At 55.5% G+C, this 17695-nt stretch carries 14 protein-coding genes; 8 read left to right on the top strand and 6 right to left on the bottom strand.

The window, feature by feature from the left end:
• The first annotated feature begins 2 nt into the window (after positions 1-2).
• The 4 genes from EYQ49_08260 (at position 3) to EYQ49_08245 (ending at position 5353) form a co-directional block, all read left to right on the top strand.
• The gene (locus tag EYQ49_08260) at positions 3-1412 is read left to right on the top strand and encodes an FAD-binding oxidoreductase (protein ID HIG25866.1); all 1410 of its coding nucleotides are present in this window, start codon (positions 3-5) and stop codon (positions 1410-1412) included.
• A complete protein-coding gene (locus EYQ49_08255) occupies positions 1405-2856 on the top strand; it encodes a hypothetical protein (GenBank protein HIG25865.1) in 1452 nt (483 codons plus the stop codon). Before EYQ49_08260 ends, EYQ49_08255 begins: the two co-directional genes overlap by 8 nt.
• Complete coding sequence (locus EYQ49_08250; protein HIG25864.1) at positions 2853-4592, top strand: MBL fold metallo-hydrolase; 1740 nt, start codon at positions 2853-2855, stop codon at positions 4590-4592. Before EYQ49_08255 ends, EYQ49_08250 begins: the two co-directional genes overlap by 4 nt.
• Before the next feature lie 194 nt (positions 4593-4786).
• Complete coding sequence (locus tag EYQ49_08245) at positions 4787-5353, top strand: biotin transporter BioY (GenBank protein ID HIG25863.1); 567 nt, start codon at positions 4787-4789, stop codon at positions 5351-5353.
• A gap of 15 nt (positions 5354-5368) precedes the next feature.
• On the opposite strand, the gene EYQ49_08240 is transcribed toward EYQ49_08245, so the two are convergent.
• The 4 genes from EYQ49_08240 to EYQ49_08225 form a co-directional block, all read right to left on the bottom strand.
• Complete coding sequence (locus EYQ49_08240; GenBank protein ID HIG25862.1) at positions 5369-6235, bottom strand: tryptophan 2,3-dioxygenase; 867 nt, start codon at positions 6233-6235, stop codon at positions 5369-5371.
• A gap of 92 nt (positions 6236-6327) precedes the next feature.
• Positions 6328-7179, bottom strand: a complete 852-nt coding sequence (locus EYQ49_08235; protein HIG25861.1) for an alpha/beta hydrolase — start codon at positions 7177-7179, stop codon at positions 6328-6330.
• Positions 7179-8288: an acyl-CoA dehydrogenase gene (locus tag EYQ49_08230; protein ID HIG25860.1), complete on the bottom strand. Its 1110-nt coding sequence runs from the start codon at positions 8286-8288 to the stop codon at positions 7179-7181. The genes EYQ49_08235 and EYQ49_08230 overlap by 1 nt, the downstream gene beginning before the upstream one ends.
• Positions 8289-8333: 45 nt before the next feature.
• The gene (locus EYQ49_08225) at positions 8334-9812 is read right to left on the bottom strand and encodes a multicopper oxidase family protein (GenBank protein HIG25859.1); all 1479 of its coding nucleotides are present in this window, start codon (positions 9810-9812) and stop codon (positions 8334-8336) included.
• A 137-nt stretch (positions 9813-9949) separates the two neighbouring features.
• Here EYQ49_08225 and EYQ49_08220 point away from each other — a divergent pair, with 137 nt between their 5' ends.
• Positions 9950-10924 (top strand): isopenicillin N synthase family oxygenase, encoded by a 975-nt coding sequence (locus EYQ49_08220; GenBank protein ID HIG25858.1) that lies wholly within the window; start codon positions 9950-9952, stop codon positions 10922-10924.
• A gap of 195 nt (positions 10925-11119) precedes the next feature.
• Here the strand turns inward: EYQ49_08220 and EYQ49_08215 are convergent, their stop codons facing one another.
• Both EYQ49_08215 and EYQ49_08210 read right to left on the bottom strand, forming a co-directional pair.
• A complete protein-coding gene (locus tag EYQ49_08215; GenBank protein ID HIG25857.1) occupies positions 11120-11839 on the bottom strand; it encodes a pirin family protein in 720 nt (239 codons plus the stop codon).
• 100 nt (positions 11840-11939) lie between these two features.
• On the bottom strand, positions 11940-13631 hold the full coding sequence (locus tag EYQ49_08210) for a GMC family oxidoreductase (GenBank protein ID HIG25856.1): 1692 nt from the start codon (positions 13629-13631) through the stop codon (positions 11940-11942).
• A 114-nt stretch (positions 13632-13745) separates the two neighbouring features.
• On the opposite strand from EYQ49_08210, the gene EYQ49_08205 reads away from it, so the two are divergent.
• From EYQ49_08205 to EYQ49_08195, 3 genes are all read left to right on the top strand, one after another.
• Positions 13746-15278: a hypothetical protein gene (locus EYQ49_08205; GenBank protein ID HIG25855.1), complete on the top strand. Its 1533-nt coding sequence runs from the start codon at positions 13746-13748 to the stop codon at positions 15276-15278.
• Between the two features lie 91 nt (positions 15279-15369).
• Positions 15370-16605 carry a YHYH protein gene (locus tag EYQ49_08200; protein HIG25854.1) on the top strand — a complete coding sequence of 412 codons (1236 nt, stop codon included), beginning with the start codon at positions 15370-15372 and terminating at the stop codon, positions 16603-16605.
• A gap of 129 nt (positions 16606-16734) precedes the next feature.
• Positions 16735-17691 (top strand): hypothetical protein, encoded by a 957-nt coding sequence (locus EYQ49_08195; GenBank protein HIG25853.1) that lies wholly within the window; start codon positions 16735-16737, stop codon positions 17689-17691.
• Positions 17692-17695: the final 4 nt, after the last annotated feature.

Raw genomic sequence — 17695 nt, 5'->3', positions numbered from 1 at the left:
CCATGCTTGATTCTTCGCTTATAACTTCGCTCACCGACTTGTTGGGCGCCGACCAGGTGCTAACTAGCGATGAGCAGGTAGCCGACCGGCGCCATGATTACTGGGTGCTTAGCCATCTGCGCTCTTGGGCCGGGGTTTTTGCGGGCCGCCCGGGTGCGGTGGTGCGGCCCCAAAGCACTCAAGAGGTGCAGGCCATCATGCGTTTGGCCAGCAAAACCAACACTGCGGTGGTTCCTTTTGGTTTGGGCAGCGGGGTGTGCGGCGGGGTGCAACCAGACCAAAGCGTGTTGTTGCTTGACCTCTCGATGCTCAACCAAATTCATGCCATAGATAAGGTTAATTTGACCGCTACTTTTGCTGCGGGGGTCAACGGTTTGGTGGCTGAAGAGGCCGTGGCCGCTAAGGGACTTACCATTGGGCATTGGCCACAGTCCATTGCCGTGAGCACGGTAGGCGGTTGGGTTTCTACCCGTGCGGCGGGCCAGTTTTCTACCGCTTACGGAAACATCGAAGACATGGTGTATTCCCTTGAGGTGGTGTTGCCCAGCGGCGAGTTGGTGACTTTGGGTTGTGCGCCACGAGCGGCCGCCGGGCCCGATTTGCGGCATTTGTTTTTAGGGGCCGAAGGCACCATGGGGGTAGTAACCCAAGTAACTTTGGCTTTGCATCGCCAAGCTGAGCAGCGCACTTACCGGGTGTTTCATACCCCGTCTATGGCGGCGGGCCTAGAAGCCCAACGGCTGATTATGCAAGCCGGGTGGATGCCGCCGGTGGTTCGCCAATACGACGCTCGAGAGACCCGACGCAACTTCAAAGAATGGTCGGTTAAAGGCGACGGCATGTTGATGATGGTTCATGAGGGGCCGGTGGGTCGGGTAGCCGCTGAGGTGGAGGCCGTTGATGTGCTGGCTGCTCAGTGCGGCTTGACTCGGGCCGATGACCAAGTGGCTGCACATTGGATGGAAAACCGTAACCATGTGCCTTCTTGGACAGAGCTTTTTGACCAAGACTTGGTGGTGGACACCATTGAGATTTCGGGATCGTGGTCAAATATTGAGCTTATTTATGATCAATCCATTGCTGACGTGTCGGCAGTGGAGGGCGTGGTGGCGGTATCTGCTCATAGTTCGCATGCTTATCGCACTGGGGTGAATTTGTATTTCACTTTTGCTGGGCTCAGCGACGACCCTCAGGTTTTGGAAAACATTTACTTGGCTTGCTGGCATGCGGTGATGGAAGCTACGGCGGCTCATGGCGGTGGGGTGGCGCATCATCACGGCATTGGTCGGGTGCGCAAGCCTTACCTGGTACACGATTTAGGCGAAGCCGGGGTGGCCTTGTTGCGAACCGTCAAAAATGCTGTTGATCCGGAGGGGTTAATGAACCCCGGCAACTTAGTACCCGATGCCTGAGTTGCTGCTGGGCCTCGATGTAGGCACGTCGAGCGCCCGGGCCATGGTGTTCACCCCTGCTGGGGTATCGCTGGGGGCGGCGCAAGTGGGTTTGGTGAGCAGCCACCCGGAGCCGGGTCGGGTGGAACAAGATGCCGCCGTGGTGTGGGAGGTCGTCCAACAGGTTCAAAAACGAGCCTTGGCGGCGGCCGGTTGCGCCCCAAATGATTTGGCGTCGGTAGGGGTGGCCACGCAGCGTTCCAGCGTGGTTATTTGGGAGCGGGCTTCGGGCCACCCAGTGGCGCCCATGGTGGTGTGGAACGATCTTCGGGGTGACGAGCGGGCAGCCCAATTGCAGGCTGAGGGTTTTCCGGTGATGAACATTACTGCTGCCGCCAAACTTGAGGGGGTGCTTGCTGCCCTTCCCGATGGGCGGCAACGGGCCCATGCTGGGGAGTTGGCGTGGGGAACCTTGGAGAGTTACTTGGTCTACCGGTTAACGGGCGGGAAGCGCCACATCACCGACCGATCGTGCGCTTGGTCGACGGCTTACTTAGATTTTTTTAACCCCACCCAGTGGAACGAAGCGCTCATCGCCCATCAAGGGTTACCGCTGGAGTTTTTCCCTACGCTTTGTGACACCACCGGGTTTTTGGGGGTTACCGAGGCCAAGACTTTCGGGGCGGCAGTGCCAATTGGTGCGGTGGTGGCCGACCAGCAGGCGGGCATGTTTGCCCATCAAGCCCTAGAGCAGGGGCGGTGGAAAGCCACTTTTGGTACCTCGGGGGTATTAATGGTAGCTACTGGTCAACACCTCGATACGTCTTCGGGTTTGGTGCCTATGGCTTTGGCGGGTTGGGGCGACAAAACTTTGTTGGCGGCGGAGGGCATGGTTCGGAGTGCGGGTGAAATGCTGCCTTGGGCGGTAAGTCAAGGGTTTGCTCCTTCTGTTGAAGAGCTCTGTTTGCAGGCTGGCCAAACACCCGATGCGGGCGGGGTAAGCGTGTTGCCTGCTTTGCACGGGTTAGGTACGCCGCATAACAATCCAACAGCATCGGTGGCGGTGCGGGGCCGTTCAGCGACCACCACGGCAGCCCACTTGGCGCGTGCAGTGTTGGAGGGGGTAGCCCTTCGCATGGCCGAGATCGTACATCTTGCCGCCACCCACCACCCCATAGGCCCCACCACCGCGTTGCCTGTTGATGGGGGCCTTACCCGCAGCGATGTGTTTTGCCAAATATTGGCTGACTTGTTGGCTCGACCGGTAACGCGCCGCCACCAGGTAGAGGCCACCGCTTGGGGAGCGGCACGAGCCGGTGCTCAAGGCGTGGGAGTGGAAACATCTGACTCGACTGATTTTTGCCAACGGTTTAACCCGACGTTAACCCCAACCGAAGCAAGGCAGCGGCTCCACCAGTGGCAGGCTCAAACCTTAAATTTTTCTCAAAAGAAAGATAAATCATGACCAACTCCATTCCGTCTAGTTTTACTCACAACGATGCGCTGGTGGTTACCGGCCCACAAGGGCAACGGGCCCATAAGCAGCAGTTTGCTCACCTGACTCGCCTTAAGGAACATCTTTATACAGTTGCTGATGGGGTGTGGTGTGTGGTGGGCAATGGCTTGTCGAACCAGACGTTCGTTGAGGGCCCCGAGGGCCTCATTGTTATTGACACCGGTGAGTCAGTAGAAGAAATGGAGGCGGCCTTGCAGGCCGTGCGGGTTTACACTTCGGCGCCGGTGGTGGCGGTTATTTACACGCATTACCACTATTGCAGCGGCACCCAAGCCGTTGTTGATGAAGCGGGTGGCGAGGTGCCGATTTGGGCGCACCATGGGGTGGCCGGCAACTTACAGGCCAGAGGGGCTGAGGTAGGACCGACCGCCGGACGGGGGTTGGTTCATCAGTTCGCCATGATGCTGCCCACCGAAGGGCCTGATGGTGTTACCCATGTGGGGTTGGGGCTTCATTATCGTCGGGCTGAACACGCTCCTTTTACCCCCGGGTTTCTTGCGCCAACTGAGGAAATTACTGAGGCTACGTCAACCACCATCGCTGGTTTGCGCGTTGAGTTAACGCTGGCTCCTTCGGATGCTGACGACAACATCACTATTTTCTTTCCCGACCTTTCAGTGTGTGTCAACAACTTGGTCTGGCCGGCTTTATTTAATGTGTTTGCTATTCGGGGTGAGGCTTACCGTGACCCACAAGTTTTGGTTAGGGGCCTTGATGAGATTTTGGGTTTGGGGGCGGAGCATCTAGTGGGGGCCCATGGCCCGCCGTTGAGTGGCGCAGATGAGATTGCCGCCGGGGTAACCGACGCGCGTGATGCTCTGCAGTTTCTTTGGGATCAAACGGTGCGGGGGGTCAATAAGGGTCTTACTCAAGGTGAGTTGATTTCTTTTGTTCAGTTGCCGCAACGTTTTGATCGGTCGTTTCTTACCCACCAGAACTATGGCTTGGTTGAGCACCATGTGCGGCAAATTTCTACTGGGTTGATCGGCTGGTTTGATGGCGACGAGGCTTCTTTGTTTCCGCTTCCCACGTTGGAGCGTTGTCGTCGACTCATTAAAGGTTTTGGCGGTCGAGTTGAAGTAATTCAGCAAGCACAGGCAGCTCTTGAGGGTCACGACCTTCGATGGGCGTTAGAACTGGCTTCTTGGCTGGTGCGCAGCGAAGAAGAAGCGGGAACCGGCCGGGCCGATGGGGGTTCAACCACTGAACGGGCGTTACTGGCTGCGGTGTTACGGGCCTTGGGGCAGCGATCCACTTCGGCCAACATTCGAAATTGGTGCCTTACTCGTGCTTTGGAGTTAGATGACCAACTTGATTTGTCTCGTTTTCGGAAACACCGGTTTGGGCATCGGCAAGTGCTCGCCGGAGATCCGGTTTCGTTTATTCACAGTTTGCGGGTGTTGCTTGATCCTTCTTCGGCAGAAAACACAGATGGCCACTTACGGTGGTGCATCACCGATGGGCCAACAACAGGTTTACGCATTCGAGGCCAGGTTGCGGTGCCTACTGACGGGAAGGGAGCCGACTTGGAGATTGTTTTGACTCATGCCGCCTTGGCTGATCTTTTCTCGGGTCGTATCGTTTTCTCTGAGGCTGTTGCATCGGAGGTAGTTGCGGTCAACGGCGATTTAACCTCGGTTAAGAAACTGTTGGCCTGTTTTGAACACTCGGCCTTACGCGGTTAATCATCCATGCGGGTGTGTACTGCCCACAATTCAGGAAGTAGCGCTGACCGGGCGGGGCAAGCCGTCTCCCATCGGGTTCGTAGAGGCTTCCTCCGCAAAGGTTTCTATACTTAACCGATCGTTGATCTCCTTCATTCACCAACCTGATTGGACGCCCTGTGACTGCCATCTCGCATCTTTCCCCTCCGTTAACTTTGTTGGATTTCATTCCGCGTTCTCGTCTCCGTGATCTCCTCGCAGTTTCTAGCTTTGCTTTATTCACGGCTGCTGCGGCACAAATCACTATTCCATTAGGTTTCACCCCCGTTCCGCTCACCGGTCAAACTCTGGTGGTGTTGTTGGCGGGCGGTGTTCTCGGCGCAAAACTTGGTGCCGCTGCGCAAGGCCTCTACGTCATTTTGGGAGCTGTGGGCCTTCCTTTCTATGCCGGTGGTCAGGGGGGTTGGGAAGCAGCGACCGGGTCGACCGCCGGTTACCTTGTCGGCTTCGTGATGGCCGCCTTTGTGGTGGGTGCCATGGCGGAGCGTGGACATGACAGGAATCTTGTTACTTCGCTTCCTGCCTTTTTGGCGGGCAGCATCATCATCTACGGTATGGGGGCTTCTTGGCTTGCCTACCGCCTCAACATTCCGCTCACTGCGGGGGTTGGCGAACCTAGTGCCATTGCTTATGGCGTCGCCCCATTTTTGGTGGGCGATCTGTTGAAGGTTGCGGCCGCCGGTGTGTTACTGCCGGGAATTTGGCGCTTTACCACACGCTAAATTTTTATATTGCCTCTACCCCATGCGGGTGCGAATGGCCCAGAGTTCCGGAAAGTAACGCAGGTCGGCGGTGTGTTTGAGCCATTCCACGCCTGCTGACCCGCCGGTGCCGGGCTTGTAGCCAATGGTGCGTGCTACTAACACGTAATGACGCCAGCGGTATTGTGAGATGAGGTCATCAAGTTGAACCAGGCTTTCCCCGACCTGGTAAAAAGTGTTGGCGGTGGAAGGGTCTTGGTAAATATCAAACCACGCTTGCTCAACGGTGTCGTCTGCTTGGTAAGGCTCTGTCCAGTCATGATTTAAGGCCTGGGCAGAGATGCTGCTTCCCTGACGGGCCAGAAGGGCAATGATTTCGTCATAGAGGCTAGGGGTTTCTAAAGCATCTTTCATGGCTGGCCATACATGGGGCACGTTGTTGTGGGCGCTAGCTAACCGTTGGTTTTTGTTACCCAACACGAACTCTACGTGGCGGTACATGAAGGAGAGTTGGCCCGAGGCTTGGTCAAGGTAGTTGCGAAACTGGTTGAATCCCTCAGGGGTGATGGTGGCCACCACATCCCATGTTTTGATGAGTAACCGCACAAATTCTTTAGCTCGATCCAAAATCATGAGGGCATCATCAACGGCATCTTCCTTGATGCGTTCACGAGCGTTGTAGAGCTCGTGATGTAAGCCTTTAAACAAGAGTTCTTTAGTTTGCCCCATGATGAAAAAACTCATCTCGTCATAGGCGTCGCTGCGCGGGTTCTGCAATGAGAGAAGCAAATCAATGCTTTGATAAGCAATGTATGGGTTGGTGTCGCTGGAGAACTCAACCCGAGGCTGGCCATCAGTTTCTTTTACTTCTTGAACACGCTCAGCATCAGATGAAACGTTCATGGGGCGTGGATCAATACCGAGTTCTACGCCTTCGGGGTCAACGATTCGTGGGGTGACTGGCTTGAAGTTGGGCACGATAATGCTCCTATTTCTTATGGCTTCAGTAGCGAGAGGGTTTGTCGAGCAACTGGTGTGCTGAGGTCGGCCAGTTCGAACACTACGTCAAAATGGTTGCGTCCTGTTACCTCAAAATCCGTGCATGGGGTGCCCAACTCTTCAAGAGTTGCCGCAAAGGCTTGGCTTTGTGCCTTAAACTCGGTGGTTTCGTTTTCTCCCCAACACACGATGCTACGAGGAAACCCTGCTTCAGGCTGTGGGCTCAAGGCACGGGCCTCAGTTTCGGTGAGGCCAAGCGCTTCATTGATGGATGTTCCGACAAGAGGGGCTAGTTCAAAGATCCCTGAAATCAACATGGTGGCCAACACCGGCACTTCGTAGGCCACCATGGCGGCCAAATAGGCGCCGGCCGAGCTGCCCACCAGCACGATGCGTTGTGCATCAATCTGAAGTTCTGCGGATTGGGTAATGAGGTGGCGAATTGCTTGGCGGCTTTCTTCCACGATTTCGGCCAGTGTTGCTTGGGGGGCCAGCGTGTAGTCCAGAGCAGCAAAAGCCACCCCTTGTTTGACCCAAGCCGGTGCGGCAAAAGAAGATTCACGCTTGGAGAGTTCTTGCCAATATCCGCCGTGGATAAAAACCAGTAGGGGGGCTTGCTGGCCTTCGGGCAATGCCGGTAAAAAGAGATCCAAGGTTTGGCTTGGTGCTGGCCCGTAGGCGATCTCTTGACCTTCGCCAATTTTGGCTCGAGTTGCCGCGCTTTGCGTAATGTAGGCCTCTATGAAAGGTAGGTAGTCGCCGCCAATGCACGAACTGGGCGAGTAGGCCTCTTCGCGTTCGGCCAAGGTCATGGCAGGCCATTGCAGGGGATATTCGGTTGCGGACATTATTTGCGGGGCTCGCGAGGCAAACCGAGCACCCGTTCGCCCAAGATGTTGCGCATAATGTTTGATGTGCCGCCCATGATGGTGTAACCGGGGGCGTAGACCAGCCCTTTGACATCGTCGTTCCACAGGGTGGCTTGCGGCCCCAAGGTTTGGAAAACAAACTCTGCCACCCGTTGTTCATGTTCGGTGCAGTAGGCCTTGGTGGCGGCGCTAAACCCAGCCGGGGCTTGGCGTTTCACTTCGCGATACACCAGCAGGCGGCCCAACCGGTAGCCGGTTTCCAGACGGGCTATTTCTTGTCGCACCCGAGCGTCGCTTCGATCGGCGTGTTCAAGAGCCAGGTCGTACAGCGGTCGGTTAGAGACCAGGCGGTCAATGCCCCCGCGCTCGAACTCCAGTTGTTTCATGGTTTGGCTAAAGGCGCTGCCTTCCACCCCCACCAGGTTTTCAATAGGCACCTCAACGTCGGTGAAGTAGACCTCGCAGAAATGCCGGTTGGTGGTCATGTCAGTAATGGGGCGTACTTCAATGCCGGGCAGGTCCATAGGGACCACTATTTCGGAGATGCCTTTGTGGGGCGGCCCTTCGGCGGTGGTGCGACAGATGAGGTAGATGAAGTCTGCTCGGTCGCCGAAACTGGTCCAAATTTTTTGACCGTTGATCACCCAATGGTCACCGGTGTGTTGAGCAAAGGTTTTGAGCGAAGCCAAGTCGGAACCGGCATCGGGCTCGCTCATACCGATGCACCAAGTGCTTTCGCCGCTCAGCATGGCTGGCAAATATTCGACTTGTTGTTCGGCAGTGCCGTGGGCGATCAGGCTGGGCCCCATTTGCCGATCGGCGAACCACATGCCGGCAATGGGGGCACCGGCGGCGATCATTTCTTCGGCCACGATGACCCGTTCTAATGGAGGGCGTTGTCCCCCACCGTGTTTTTTAGGCCACCCCATGCCTATCCAGCCTTCTGCGGCCATAACTTGAGAGAATTCGGGGCTGTACCCGTTTATCCAACTATCGGTGTGGCGGCCAAATTGGGCAACCCCGGCGGCGGCTACTTCCGCGGCGTGATTTCTGAGTTTTTCTAATTCTGGGGTGAGAGAAAAGTCCAGCACGCCTTAGTTCTACACGCTGAAGGGGGTTTTACCTTCACCCGCTTAGCGAGCAGTGGTTTCAAAAATGCCCATCATTCCTTGGTCTTCGTGGTCCAAGATGTGACAGTGATACACCGCTTTGCCGGTGAAGCCGGTGATATGAAGAACAAACTTGACCCATCCGCCAGCTGGCACTACCACGGTGTCTTTAAGCCCAGGTGAGATGAGGCGCTGGTCGCTGGCGTCAGTTACTTGAAACTGCCAAATGTGGATATGGAAAGGGTGGTCCATCGTGGAGGGGTTGGTGATGGTCCACTCTTCAACATCGCCCAGAGTGAGGTGTTGGTCAACTCGTTCGTGGTCAAAGATTTTACCGTCAATGGTCAACGACATGCCGGACATGTTTAGTTCCAACGTTCGTTGGCCGGTGAAGGCCCGCGGTTTGGCGATTGCTGCTTTTTCGATTCGTGTAGGCATAGCGGCTTCTTTTGTTAACCCGGTGACTTCCAAAGCTAAGAGGTCAATGGGCTCATTGCTGTCTGAGCCGCCCATACCGCCCATACCGCCTCGGTCGTAGTGGGTGGTTTGCAAGACAATGGTTCCTGGTTCGTTTGCTGCTACCAGCAACTCGGCTCGTTCGCCGGGGGCCAAAAGCAGTGAGTCAATTTGCTGTGGTGTTTCCATGAGACCGCCATCGTTACCGGCCAACACCGTGGGGGCACCAACTAAAGCGAGATTGTAAAAGCGTGAAGAGCTGGCGTTTACTAATCGCCACCGCTCAAGGGAGCCCGTTTCGGCGGCCATGACGGGTTGGTGTACACCGTTTATAGTGACGAGGTCGCCTTCTCGGCCCATCATGCGATCCATCATAGAGACAGAGACAATGCCATTGTCTTGGCCAATAGCGGGGTCGCTGAGCACCATGATTCGTTCGGTGGCGGCGGCCAGCACGGGGTCGCTGTCATAGTCACCTTCCACGATGATCATGCCAGCTAAGCCTGCTGATACTTGTTCGGCGACGTAGCCGTGGCGATGCGGGTGATACCAGTAGGTGCCTCCTCGATGGTTTTCGGGAAGTTGTATTTCAAAAAGAAATTCTTCACCGGGGGCGATGCTGACGAAAACGTTGTCGCTATTGCCTTCGGGGGAAACATACAGACCGTGGGTGTGCAGATTAGTGGGGCTTCCGAGTTGGTTCACTACCCGTATGCGCATGAGGTCACCGGGGCGAACGCGCAGGGTGGGTCCAGGGGTGGCGCCGTTATAGGTGTAGGCCCAGCGTTCGCCGTCACCGAAAGGCACCATGGCCGCCGCCATAATCAGAGAAGTTTCGAGCACCCCATCGGTCGAAATGATCTCGGTAGGAGTCAAAAAAGTTGAAGCGCTCCCCAAGGCGGCCCCAAGCGGAGCAACCTCTTCATCACTTCCACAACCCAAAAGTGGGAAGGCACTTGCCCCAACTACGGCGCCAGCACCGAGTATTAAAAATTTTCGTCGATTAAGGGTGGTCATAACAGGTCTTCTTGGTCGGGGTTCTCGCATTATTTTGGGAAGAGTTTGTTAAGGCGACATGAAGAGTTGGTTTGTCATTGTTGCTCGCTAGGGCGCCAACCCCAAAGCAAGATTTCATGGTAACACCTTCTAACACGGCCATTTGAACGGCAACCGCTAGCCGACACGTGGCCAGAAACTATGCTTTGGGGGTGGCAGGAATCCCGGTGATTAACCTTCAAGGCGACAATGCTGGACGGTTACTGGACCGGGCGTGGCGTGAGGTTGGTTTTGCGGCGGTAACCGGCCACAGCGTCGATCTTGGTCTTTTCGCCAAGATGCGCTCGCTGACTCAGGAGGTTTTTTCGCTGCGTGAAGAAACAAAGCAGCGCTTTCAGATCACAGCGAAGAACTACCGTGGTTTTGTTCCTTTCGGATTCTTTAGCCCGAACCGGGGTGAGGTGACCGGTGTTCTCCCAGATGCTTACGAAGCTTTCAAGCTCCATTGGGAGTGCCCGGTTGAACACTCGGTGCGCCAAGAGTGCGCCCTTTACGGAAACAACCAGTGGTTGTCTGAAGTTGCGGGCATGGAGGAAACCGTTTTGACTTATTGGTCGGCTTGTGATGACTTGGCCAATCTTTTGCTGGCCTTGAGTGCGGCGGCGCTTGATCTTGACCCGCTATCTTTGTCGTGTTGTTTTACAGCACCGTTGACCAACATGACGTTGCTGCATTACCCGACGCAACCCGCTGGTGCCGATTTTGGGATCCATCCGCATAAAGACACCAACGTTTTTACTTTGTTGCATCCTGACCCAGTAGGTGGGCTCGAGGTGTTGGGCCGTGATGGTTCTTGGATTTCTGTGAATTGCCCACCTGAAGCCCTACTCATTAACACCGGAGAGATGATGGAGGTCTGGTCGGGTGGGCACTACGCCGCCACTCCTCATCGGGTTATCAACCGGGGCCCGGATCGTTTTTCGTTTCCCTATTTCATGGTGCCTAACCATGATGTAGTGGTTAAACCGTTGGTACCGGTAAAACCTAGTTTTGTTGCTACCCCGATGCCCGTAGGGGTTTTAACCGCCGAAGTGTGGCGCACCAATTGGCGTAATCAACTGCCCGTTCCGCACACCTTTGCTCTCGGTTCTTTACGCCAATAATCAAACGCTCAAAAGGCACCTGAGACCGTACCCACGGGGAGAGGTCGCTCACCAGGTGATGGGCATCAGTACAGGTTGATGCTGTTGCGTTGGCTCAGCACGATTAACAAAATCACCGTATGTTCTGGCCAGAGATGCACCGAAAAACCCCGTAATCTTTTAGCACGAGAACAGCGCGAAGTGACAGACCTCTTGTTAACGGTTGGCTTCCTGTTGAGTTTCCCAAATAATGACTTCGCTCTCCCCGACACTGGTCACCAGTTGGGTACCGGCTTGAACCAACCGAGCCGCATCACCTTGTTCAAAAATTGAACTGTTTAATTCCAGCGTGCCTTTGGCAACGAAGAGATGCACAAAGGGCGCGTCTGGTATCTCTACTGTCTCGTTATCAACGAGACGCCCAACCCACATAACTGCTCCTCGCTGGCAAATAGGCATCGCTCCCCCATGACCTTGGCCAGAGGCCACGGCGATCAGCCCACGGGCAGTCAAATCCTCTGAGAAATCACGGTCTTCGTAACTTGGTTCAATACCTGTGCTATCCGGCACCACCCACATCTGTACAAGATGAACTGGCTCGGTTGTGCTGGCGTTCGTCTCGGCGTGGGTGATCCCGCTTCCCGCTGACATTCTCTGGGCCAGACCGGGGCGCAAAACACCGTGGTTTCCCTTTGAGTCTTGATGTTCGAGAGCGCCTTGCAGCACCCAGGTCACGATCTCCATGTCGGCATGCGGGTGAGGCCCGAAGCCTCCTCCTGGGGCAATCCGATCCTCGTTGGAAACGATCAGTAGCCCATGGCCGACGTTGCCGGGGTCGTAATGCGAACCGAAACTAAAGCTATGGCGGGCTTGGAGCCAATCCAGTTCTGTGGAGAACCGATCAGCGGCCCGGTGAATTTCAATCGTCTCGTTCATGGCCATGAAATGATTTAACTTTCAAGTTCAACACTCACTTTGTTACTGATAAACATACCGCAAACAAAAGGCGTATTGAAGTACTCCTCATCAACGTTTGTTACCAGTCCAGCGCGGCCGGGGCATCGGCGGGAACGACCGGCGACCGGGGCGACACCGGGGTCACCTGCCGGTAAGGGCCCCCTAACTGTGGGCGAGGATCGGGGTCGCCTTTGTTGGGCCACAGCGCCATGGCCCGTTCGGCTTGGGCGGTGATAGTCAGCGAAGGGTTGACCCCCAGGTTGGCGCTAATGGTGGACCCGTCGGCGATATGGAGGCCGGGGTGTCCGTACACCCGTTGGTAGGGGTCTATGACTCCGTGTTCGGCATCAGCACCAATGACGCACCCGCCCAGAATATGAGCGGTCACCGGGGTGTCTCGTAGAGACTCATTGAGTGAGCCAAACGGCTGACCTCCCATGATGTCGGCGGCTTGGCGGGCCGCTTCGGATGCTTGAGGAATATAGGTGGGGTTGGGTTGCCCGGTGCCTTGTTCGGACCGCAGTTTGACTCCTCGGCGTTTGCGGCGCCAACGCAAGTTGATGCTGTTGTCATGGCTTTGCATCACCAACAAAATCACTGTTCGTTCCGACCACCGTCGAACTGAAAGGCTGCGCAGAAATCGCAACGGATGTCGGAGGGTTTGACCAATAAAACGAACCAGCCGCGGTACTCGTCCTCCTCCATCTACCAGTGGCACCGAAAGCAGTCCCATTGCGTTGGAACCTGCTGGATAACGCACTCCTTCAATATGAGTATGTTCATCTGGGTAAATAGACGAACTGATAGCGATGCCCGTGGAGTAATCGGTCTCGGTAACTCGGTTGGTGCCCGCCCCCAAAATGGACTCCGAGTTGGTGCGGGTGAGTTCACCCAACCGGGGCGATAAATGTGGCAAAGAGCCGGCTTCTTTCATCTCAGCTAATAGCCGTACTGTGCCGAGCACCCCGGCAGAGAACACCACTTGTTCGGCACGATGTTGCTGTACTTTTTTGTTTCGTCGAGGGCCAGGACGTTCGGAGGTCACCAGGTAGCCGCCTTCGCTAAGGGGTCGCACTTCGGTTACTTGGCGTTCCGGTAACACGGTGGCTCCCGCTTGTTCGGCTAAAAACAAATAGTTGCGGTCCAAAGTGTTTTTTGCGTTGTGTTGGCACCCCACCATGCACCCGCCACATTCGATGCAGCCGGTTCGGTCTGGCCCCGCGCCGCCAAAAAATGGGTCGCTTACTGTCTCTCCGGGTTGGCCAAAATAAACCCCTACCTCGGTGGGCCGGTAGGTGTCCGCTACCCCGAGGCGCTCTCCGAGGGCTTTAACCACCGCATCGTTAGGGGCAGTGGTTGGAGCGGTTACCACACCGAGCATGCGGGCGGCTTGGTCATAAAAGAGGGCAAGTTCACTACGCCAGTCAGTTATTTTTGCCCACTGCGGGTCAACATAAAAAGCGTCAAGAGGCTGGTAAAGGGTGTTGGCATAAACCAAAGACCCGCCGCCTACCCCCGCGCCTGAAAGTACCAGTGCATCGCTAAGAACGGTGATGCGCTGTATGCCGCGTAGCCCCAAGCGAGGGAAGTACAAAAACTTGCGAAGATTCCAATTAGTTTTTGGAAAGTCCTTAGCCCCAAACCGTTTACCGGCTTCTAACACTCCAACTCGGTAGCCCTTTTCGGTTAGACGAAGAGCAGTAACGCTGCCCCCAAAGCCGCTACCAACCACCAGCACATCGAAGTCATAATCAATATTTTTTTCGTTCATAAAGAAGGCTCCTTAGCCTTTAAGGTAGCGGTGTTTTTACGGTGTGACGAGTGACCAACTGAATAGGGACCATGGTCCCTAGGGAGGTCTTTTTCTTATTTCTACTGTTGTGGCATGGGTTGCTATGAGGTGGCCATCGTCAACAATTGGAGCAAGGTCATGTTTTCCAAACACCGAACAATTCACCGGCTGGTGGCGATCGCTGCATTAACAGCTTTTGTTGTCTCTGCCTGTGGAACCGATACCGAAACTACCCCTTCTGTCTCGGGTGAAGTTTTGTCGCCCTTTGCCACGAATGATTCAAGCACTCGGGAATCAATATTGCCCATCCTTAGCCCCGCTGCTGGTCTTAAAGCAGCCGATGCTAGCGAAGTACATGTGGCCTATGCCCCGGAAGTTCCGGCTCCTATAACCCGTACTGATCAGCGCACTTTCAGCATTGAACTTGAAGCCATTGAAGGGATGTGTGACCTTGACCCGGCCAACGGAGTCACCACCGAAATGTGGGGCTTTCGTGTAGCGGGCGACACCAACACGATTTGTGGCTCGCCAGGCCCGGTCTTGCGTGGCCGGGTGGGTGACATGGCAGTCATCACGCTGACCAACTTGGCCAGCAACGAACACCCGCACAACATTGACTTCCATGCGGTAACCGGCCAAGGCGGCGGGGCGGCTGGATTGGTGGTTGCTCCTGGAGAGTCAGCCACTATTTCGGTGCGTTTGTTGTTCCCTGGGGCCTTCATGTATCACTGTGCTTTCGGTGATGTGCCCAAGCACATTGCTCACGGTATGTACGGAATGTTCATCGTCGACCCAGAAACTCCTTTGCCAGAAGTTGATCATGAGTGGGCAGTTATGCAGTCTGAGTGGTACGTCAGCGAAGCTGATGCCGACGGCGTAGCCACCTATGACCCAGATTCTTTGTGGACTGAAACCCCTCGCTACGTGACTTTTAACGGTCGTACCGATGCGCTGACCGGCGACAACGCTCTGGAAATGCAGGTCGGTGAGCGTTCGCGGATTTACATGGTGAACGAAGGCCTCAACCTGGACTCCAACTGGCACCCCATCGGGTCGCAGTGGGATGTGGTTTATCCCGAAGCAGCAACTCACCCGCTTAATTCGGTCATCCGAGGTTCGCAAAGCACTTTGGTGGTAGCGGGCGGCGGCACGGTGACCGAGCTAATTGGTTTGGTACCTAGCACCGTGATTTTGGTGGACCATGCATTGATTCGCACCTTCGCTAAGGGTGCTATTGGCCTGGTCCATATCACCGGTGACGCCAACCCAGAAATTTATGCGGATGGCCAAACGGTTGACCCCACGCCAGCTGAGCCACCGGCAGATGAGCCGGGGGCTATTTCTATCCCGGATGGAGCATGGGATCCAGGGGCCTCTGACTTCTTTTTACCTGGGTCTCCCATCATTGCTGTGGGCACCACAGTGACTTGGACCAATAACGATGCGGTGGCGCACACCGTTACTTCGGGTTCTTCCACAGGCACTGTGGCAAGCCCTGACGGGTTGTTTGATTCGGGTGACATTGCGCCCGGGGAAACATTTTCGTACACCTTTACCGAGGCCGGAACGTTTGATTACTTCTGCACCCCTCATCCTTGGATGATGGGCACGGTGATCGTGAGTTAGCCGACTTGCGGCGCAAGAAGCCCGGGCTTCGGTCCGGGCCTTTTTTGCGTTTCTTAACTTGGTTCTAACTTGGTGCCGCTTTAATGGTTCTATGAGAAATGCTTTGCTGAGCCTTTTGGTACTGGCCGCGGGGTGTGGCAGTAGCCCGTTGGCGACGCCGCTTACCACTAACACCACCGCTACCCCGGGGTCCAGCACTTTTGTTTTGACCACTACCTCAGCGATACCTCAAACAACTACAACATATGGCCACGGGTTAGTTGGCGATCACGATATTACCGAAGCAATTTTGACCAATACCAGCCCCGATTGTGTTGACTACAACGTTACTTTGCGGGCCACGGTAATCGATCTGACCCGCCAAGTCATGTTCAATTCGGGGGTTTCACTAGAAACTGGCGGCACCACCTGCACGCTGACCTCTAACAACATTCCCAACCATAATTTCAATGATGCATCGGCACATTTTGCTACTGATGTTTCGGAGCAGTCACAGGTTTTTGAACTAATTCGCGACCCGCAGCGTTCAAGCCAACTCAACGCCTTGACTCAGGCAACCTACGACGGGGTACTGCTTAATGGGGTACCGATTGATTTGCTTTCGGCGGGCTGTTATCGGCCAGATGATCCTATGGCTAATCATGAGGGCATTGTGCCTATCGGGTGCGCTGCCACCGAACCGTGGCTCGCTAACCCTTTGGGTACCGAAGATTCCTTTGGGGCCGATACCCATAATGCTCATACCCAACCCGATGGCACTTACCATTATCACGGCAATCCAGAAGCTTTGTTTGATGATTCTCCGGGTCTGGGTGGTTCGCCAGTGATTGGTTTTGCTGCTGATGGTTTCCCTATTTATGGGTCGTATTTTTTAGACTCCGCTACCGGGCAGGTGCGTAAGGCACTGTCGAGTTACGTTTTGAAATCTGGGCAGCGGCCGGGCGGGTCGGAGAATCCTTCGGGTGTTTACGACGGTACTTATTACGATGACTATCGGTTCAGCGAACTTGCCGGCGATTTAGACCAGTGCAACGGCATGGTGGTCAATGGGCAGTACGGCTATTACGTGACCGATGCTTTCCCTTATCTGATGTTTTGTTTGTGGGGCACGGTTGATGCTTCGTTTGACAAAAACCAGGGCGGGGGTGTTCCCGGCGGGGAAGTTGAGGAGCCTGCTGGTTTTGCCGAGGCGGCAGCAACTTTAGGGGTCACCGTTGCTGAACTTCAAGCGGCTTTGGGCCCTCCCCCACCAAACCTAGAAGCGGCGGCCTCCACCTTGGGAGTCACGGTCGCTGAACTTCAAGCGGCTTTGCCTCCCCCGCCGTAGCCGGTGGCTTGGTAGCGAAGCCCAGCGTGCATACCTCACCATTGCCGGCCGGTGTGTTTTCGAATTGACCTGAGGATTTTTTCTCCCTAGCATCATTATTGAACAGCGCCTTTAGAGAGTTGAGATATTGTGGCCCGTTCTCTTACTCGGTTTCAAGGTTCTCTGGTCATCTTGGCTTGTGGGGTCATGTTTAGTTTCGGTCCGCTTACTTTTCGGGCTTTGCAAGAGGCCGACACTTGGCAGTATCTGTTTTTTCGCAATGTTTCGGCCGCCGGGGTGTCAGCGTTAATCATTTTGTTGGTCCGCCGTAACCCCTGGCGGGCGGTCGTAGCGGCCGGACGGCAGCAGTGGTTGGCTGGTTTTTTGATGGCCGCCATGTTTACTCTTTATGTGGTGGCCCTTAGCCGGGTAACGGCGGCCTTTGTTTTGCTTATGCAATGCGCCAGCCCGTTTTATGCGGCGTTGTTTGCCCGTATTTTTTTGAAGGAGCCGGTGGGGCGCCCCACTCTGGTGGCCATGGTGGTTTCGGCGGTTGGGGTGATGGTCATGGTGGGAGGCAACTTGGCCGCCGGCGATGGGTTAGGTATTGCGCTTTCGGTGGGGCTCTCAGTTGCCTTAGGGGCTTATAGCGTGTTGATTCGTAGTTCTCCGGCGCAAGACCCGGGGGTGCCGACGCTTATTGGGGGCAGCGTGGCGGCGATAATTGCCTTGGTGGTGACAGGGGCGGGCCCCGGGGTGGTGGTTCCTGCGCACGACATGTTTATGGGTTTCATGGGTGGTGGTTTGCTTATTGGTTTGGCTACTCCCTTTTGGAACTACGCCCACCGTTTTGTGCCTCCGGCTGATGTGAGTTTGCTGTTGATTTCTGAAATAGTGGCCGCCCCGTTGTGGTTGTGGCTATGGATGAACGAAACGCCTTCGTCGAGCACCCTGGCTGGTGGGGCCATTAGTTTGGGGGCGGTGTTGTGGCTCACCGCTTCGACGGCTCGTGGGGGCCGGCAAGACTTTCCCCCTGTTTCACGGCGTCGCCGGGGTTTACACGTGGGGGTGGCTCCGCTGTTTCGTCGTACGAAAAATGGTTCCTAACCAA

The sequence above is a fragment of the Acidimicrobiia bacterium genome (assembly GCA_012959995.1).
Classification (GTDB): Bacteria; Actinomycetota; Acidimicrobiia; order Acidimicrobiales; family MedAcidi-G1; genus MedAcidi-G2B.
The sequence above is the reverse complement of the archived record's forward strand: the minus strand, read 5'-3'. Positions and strand labels throughout refer to the sequence as shown.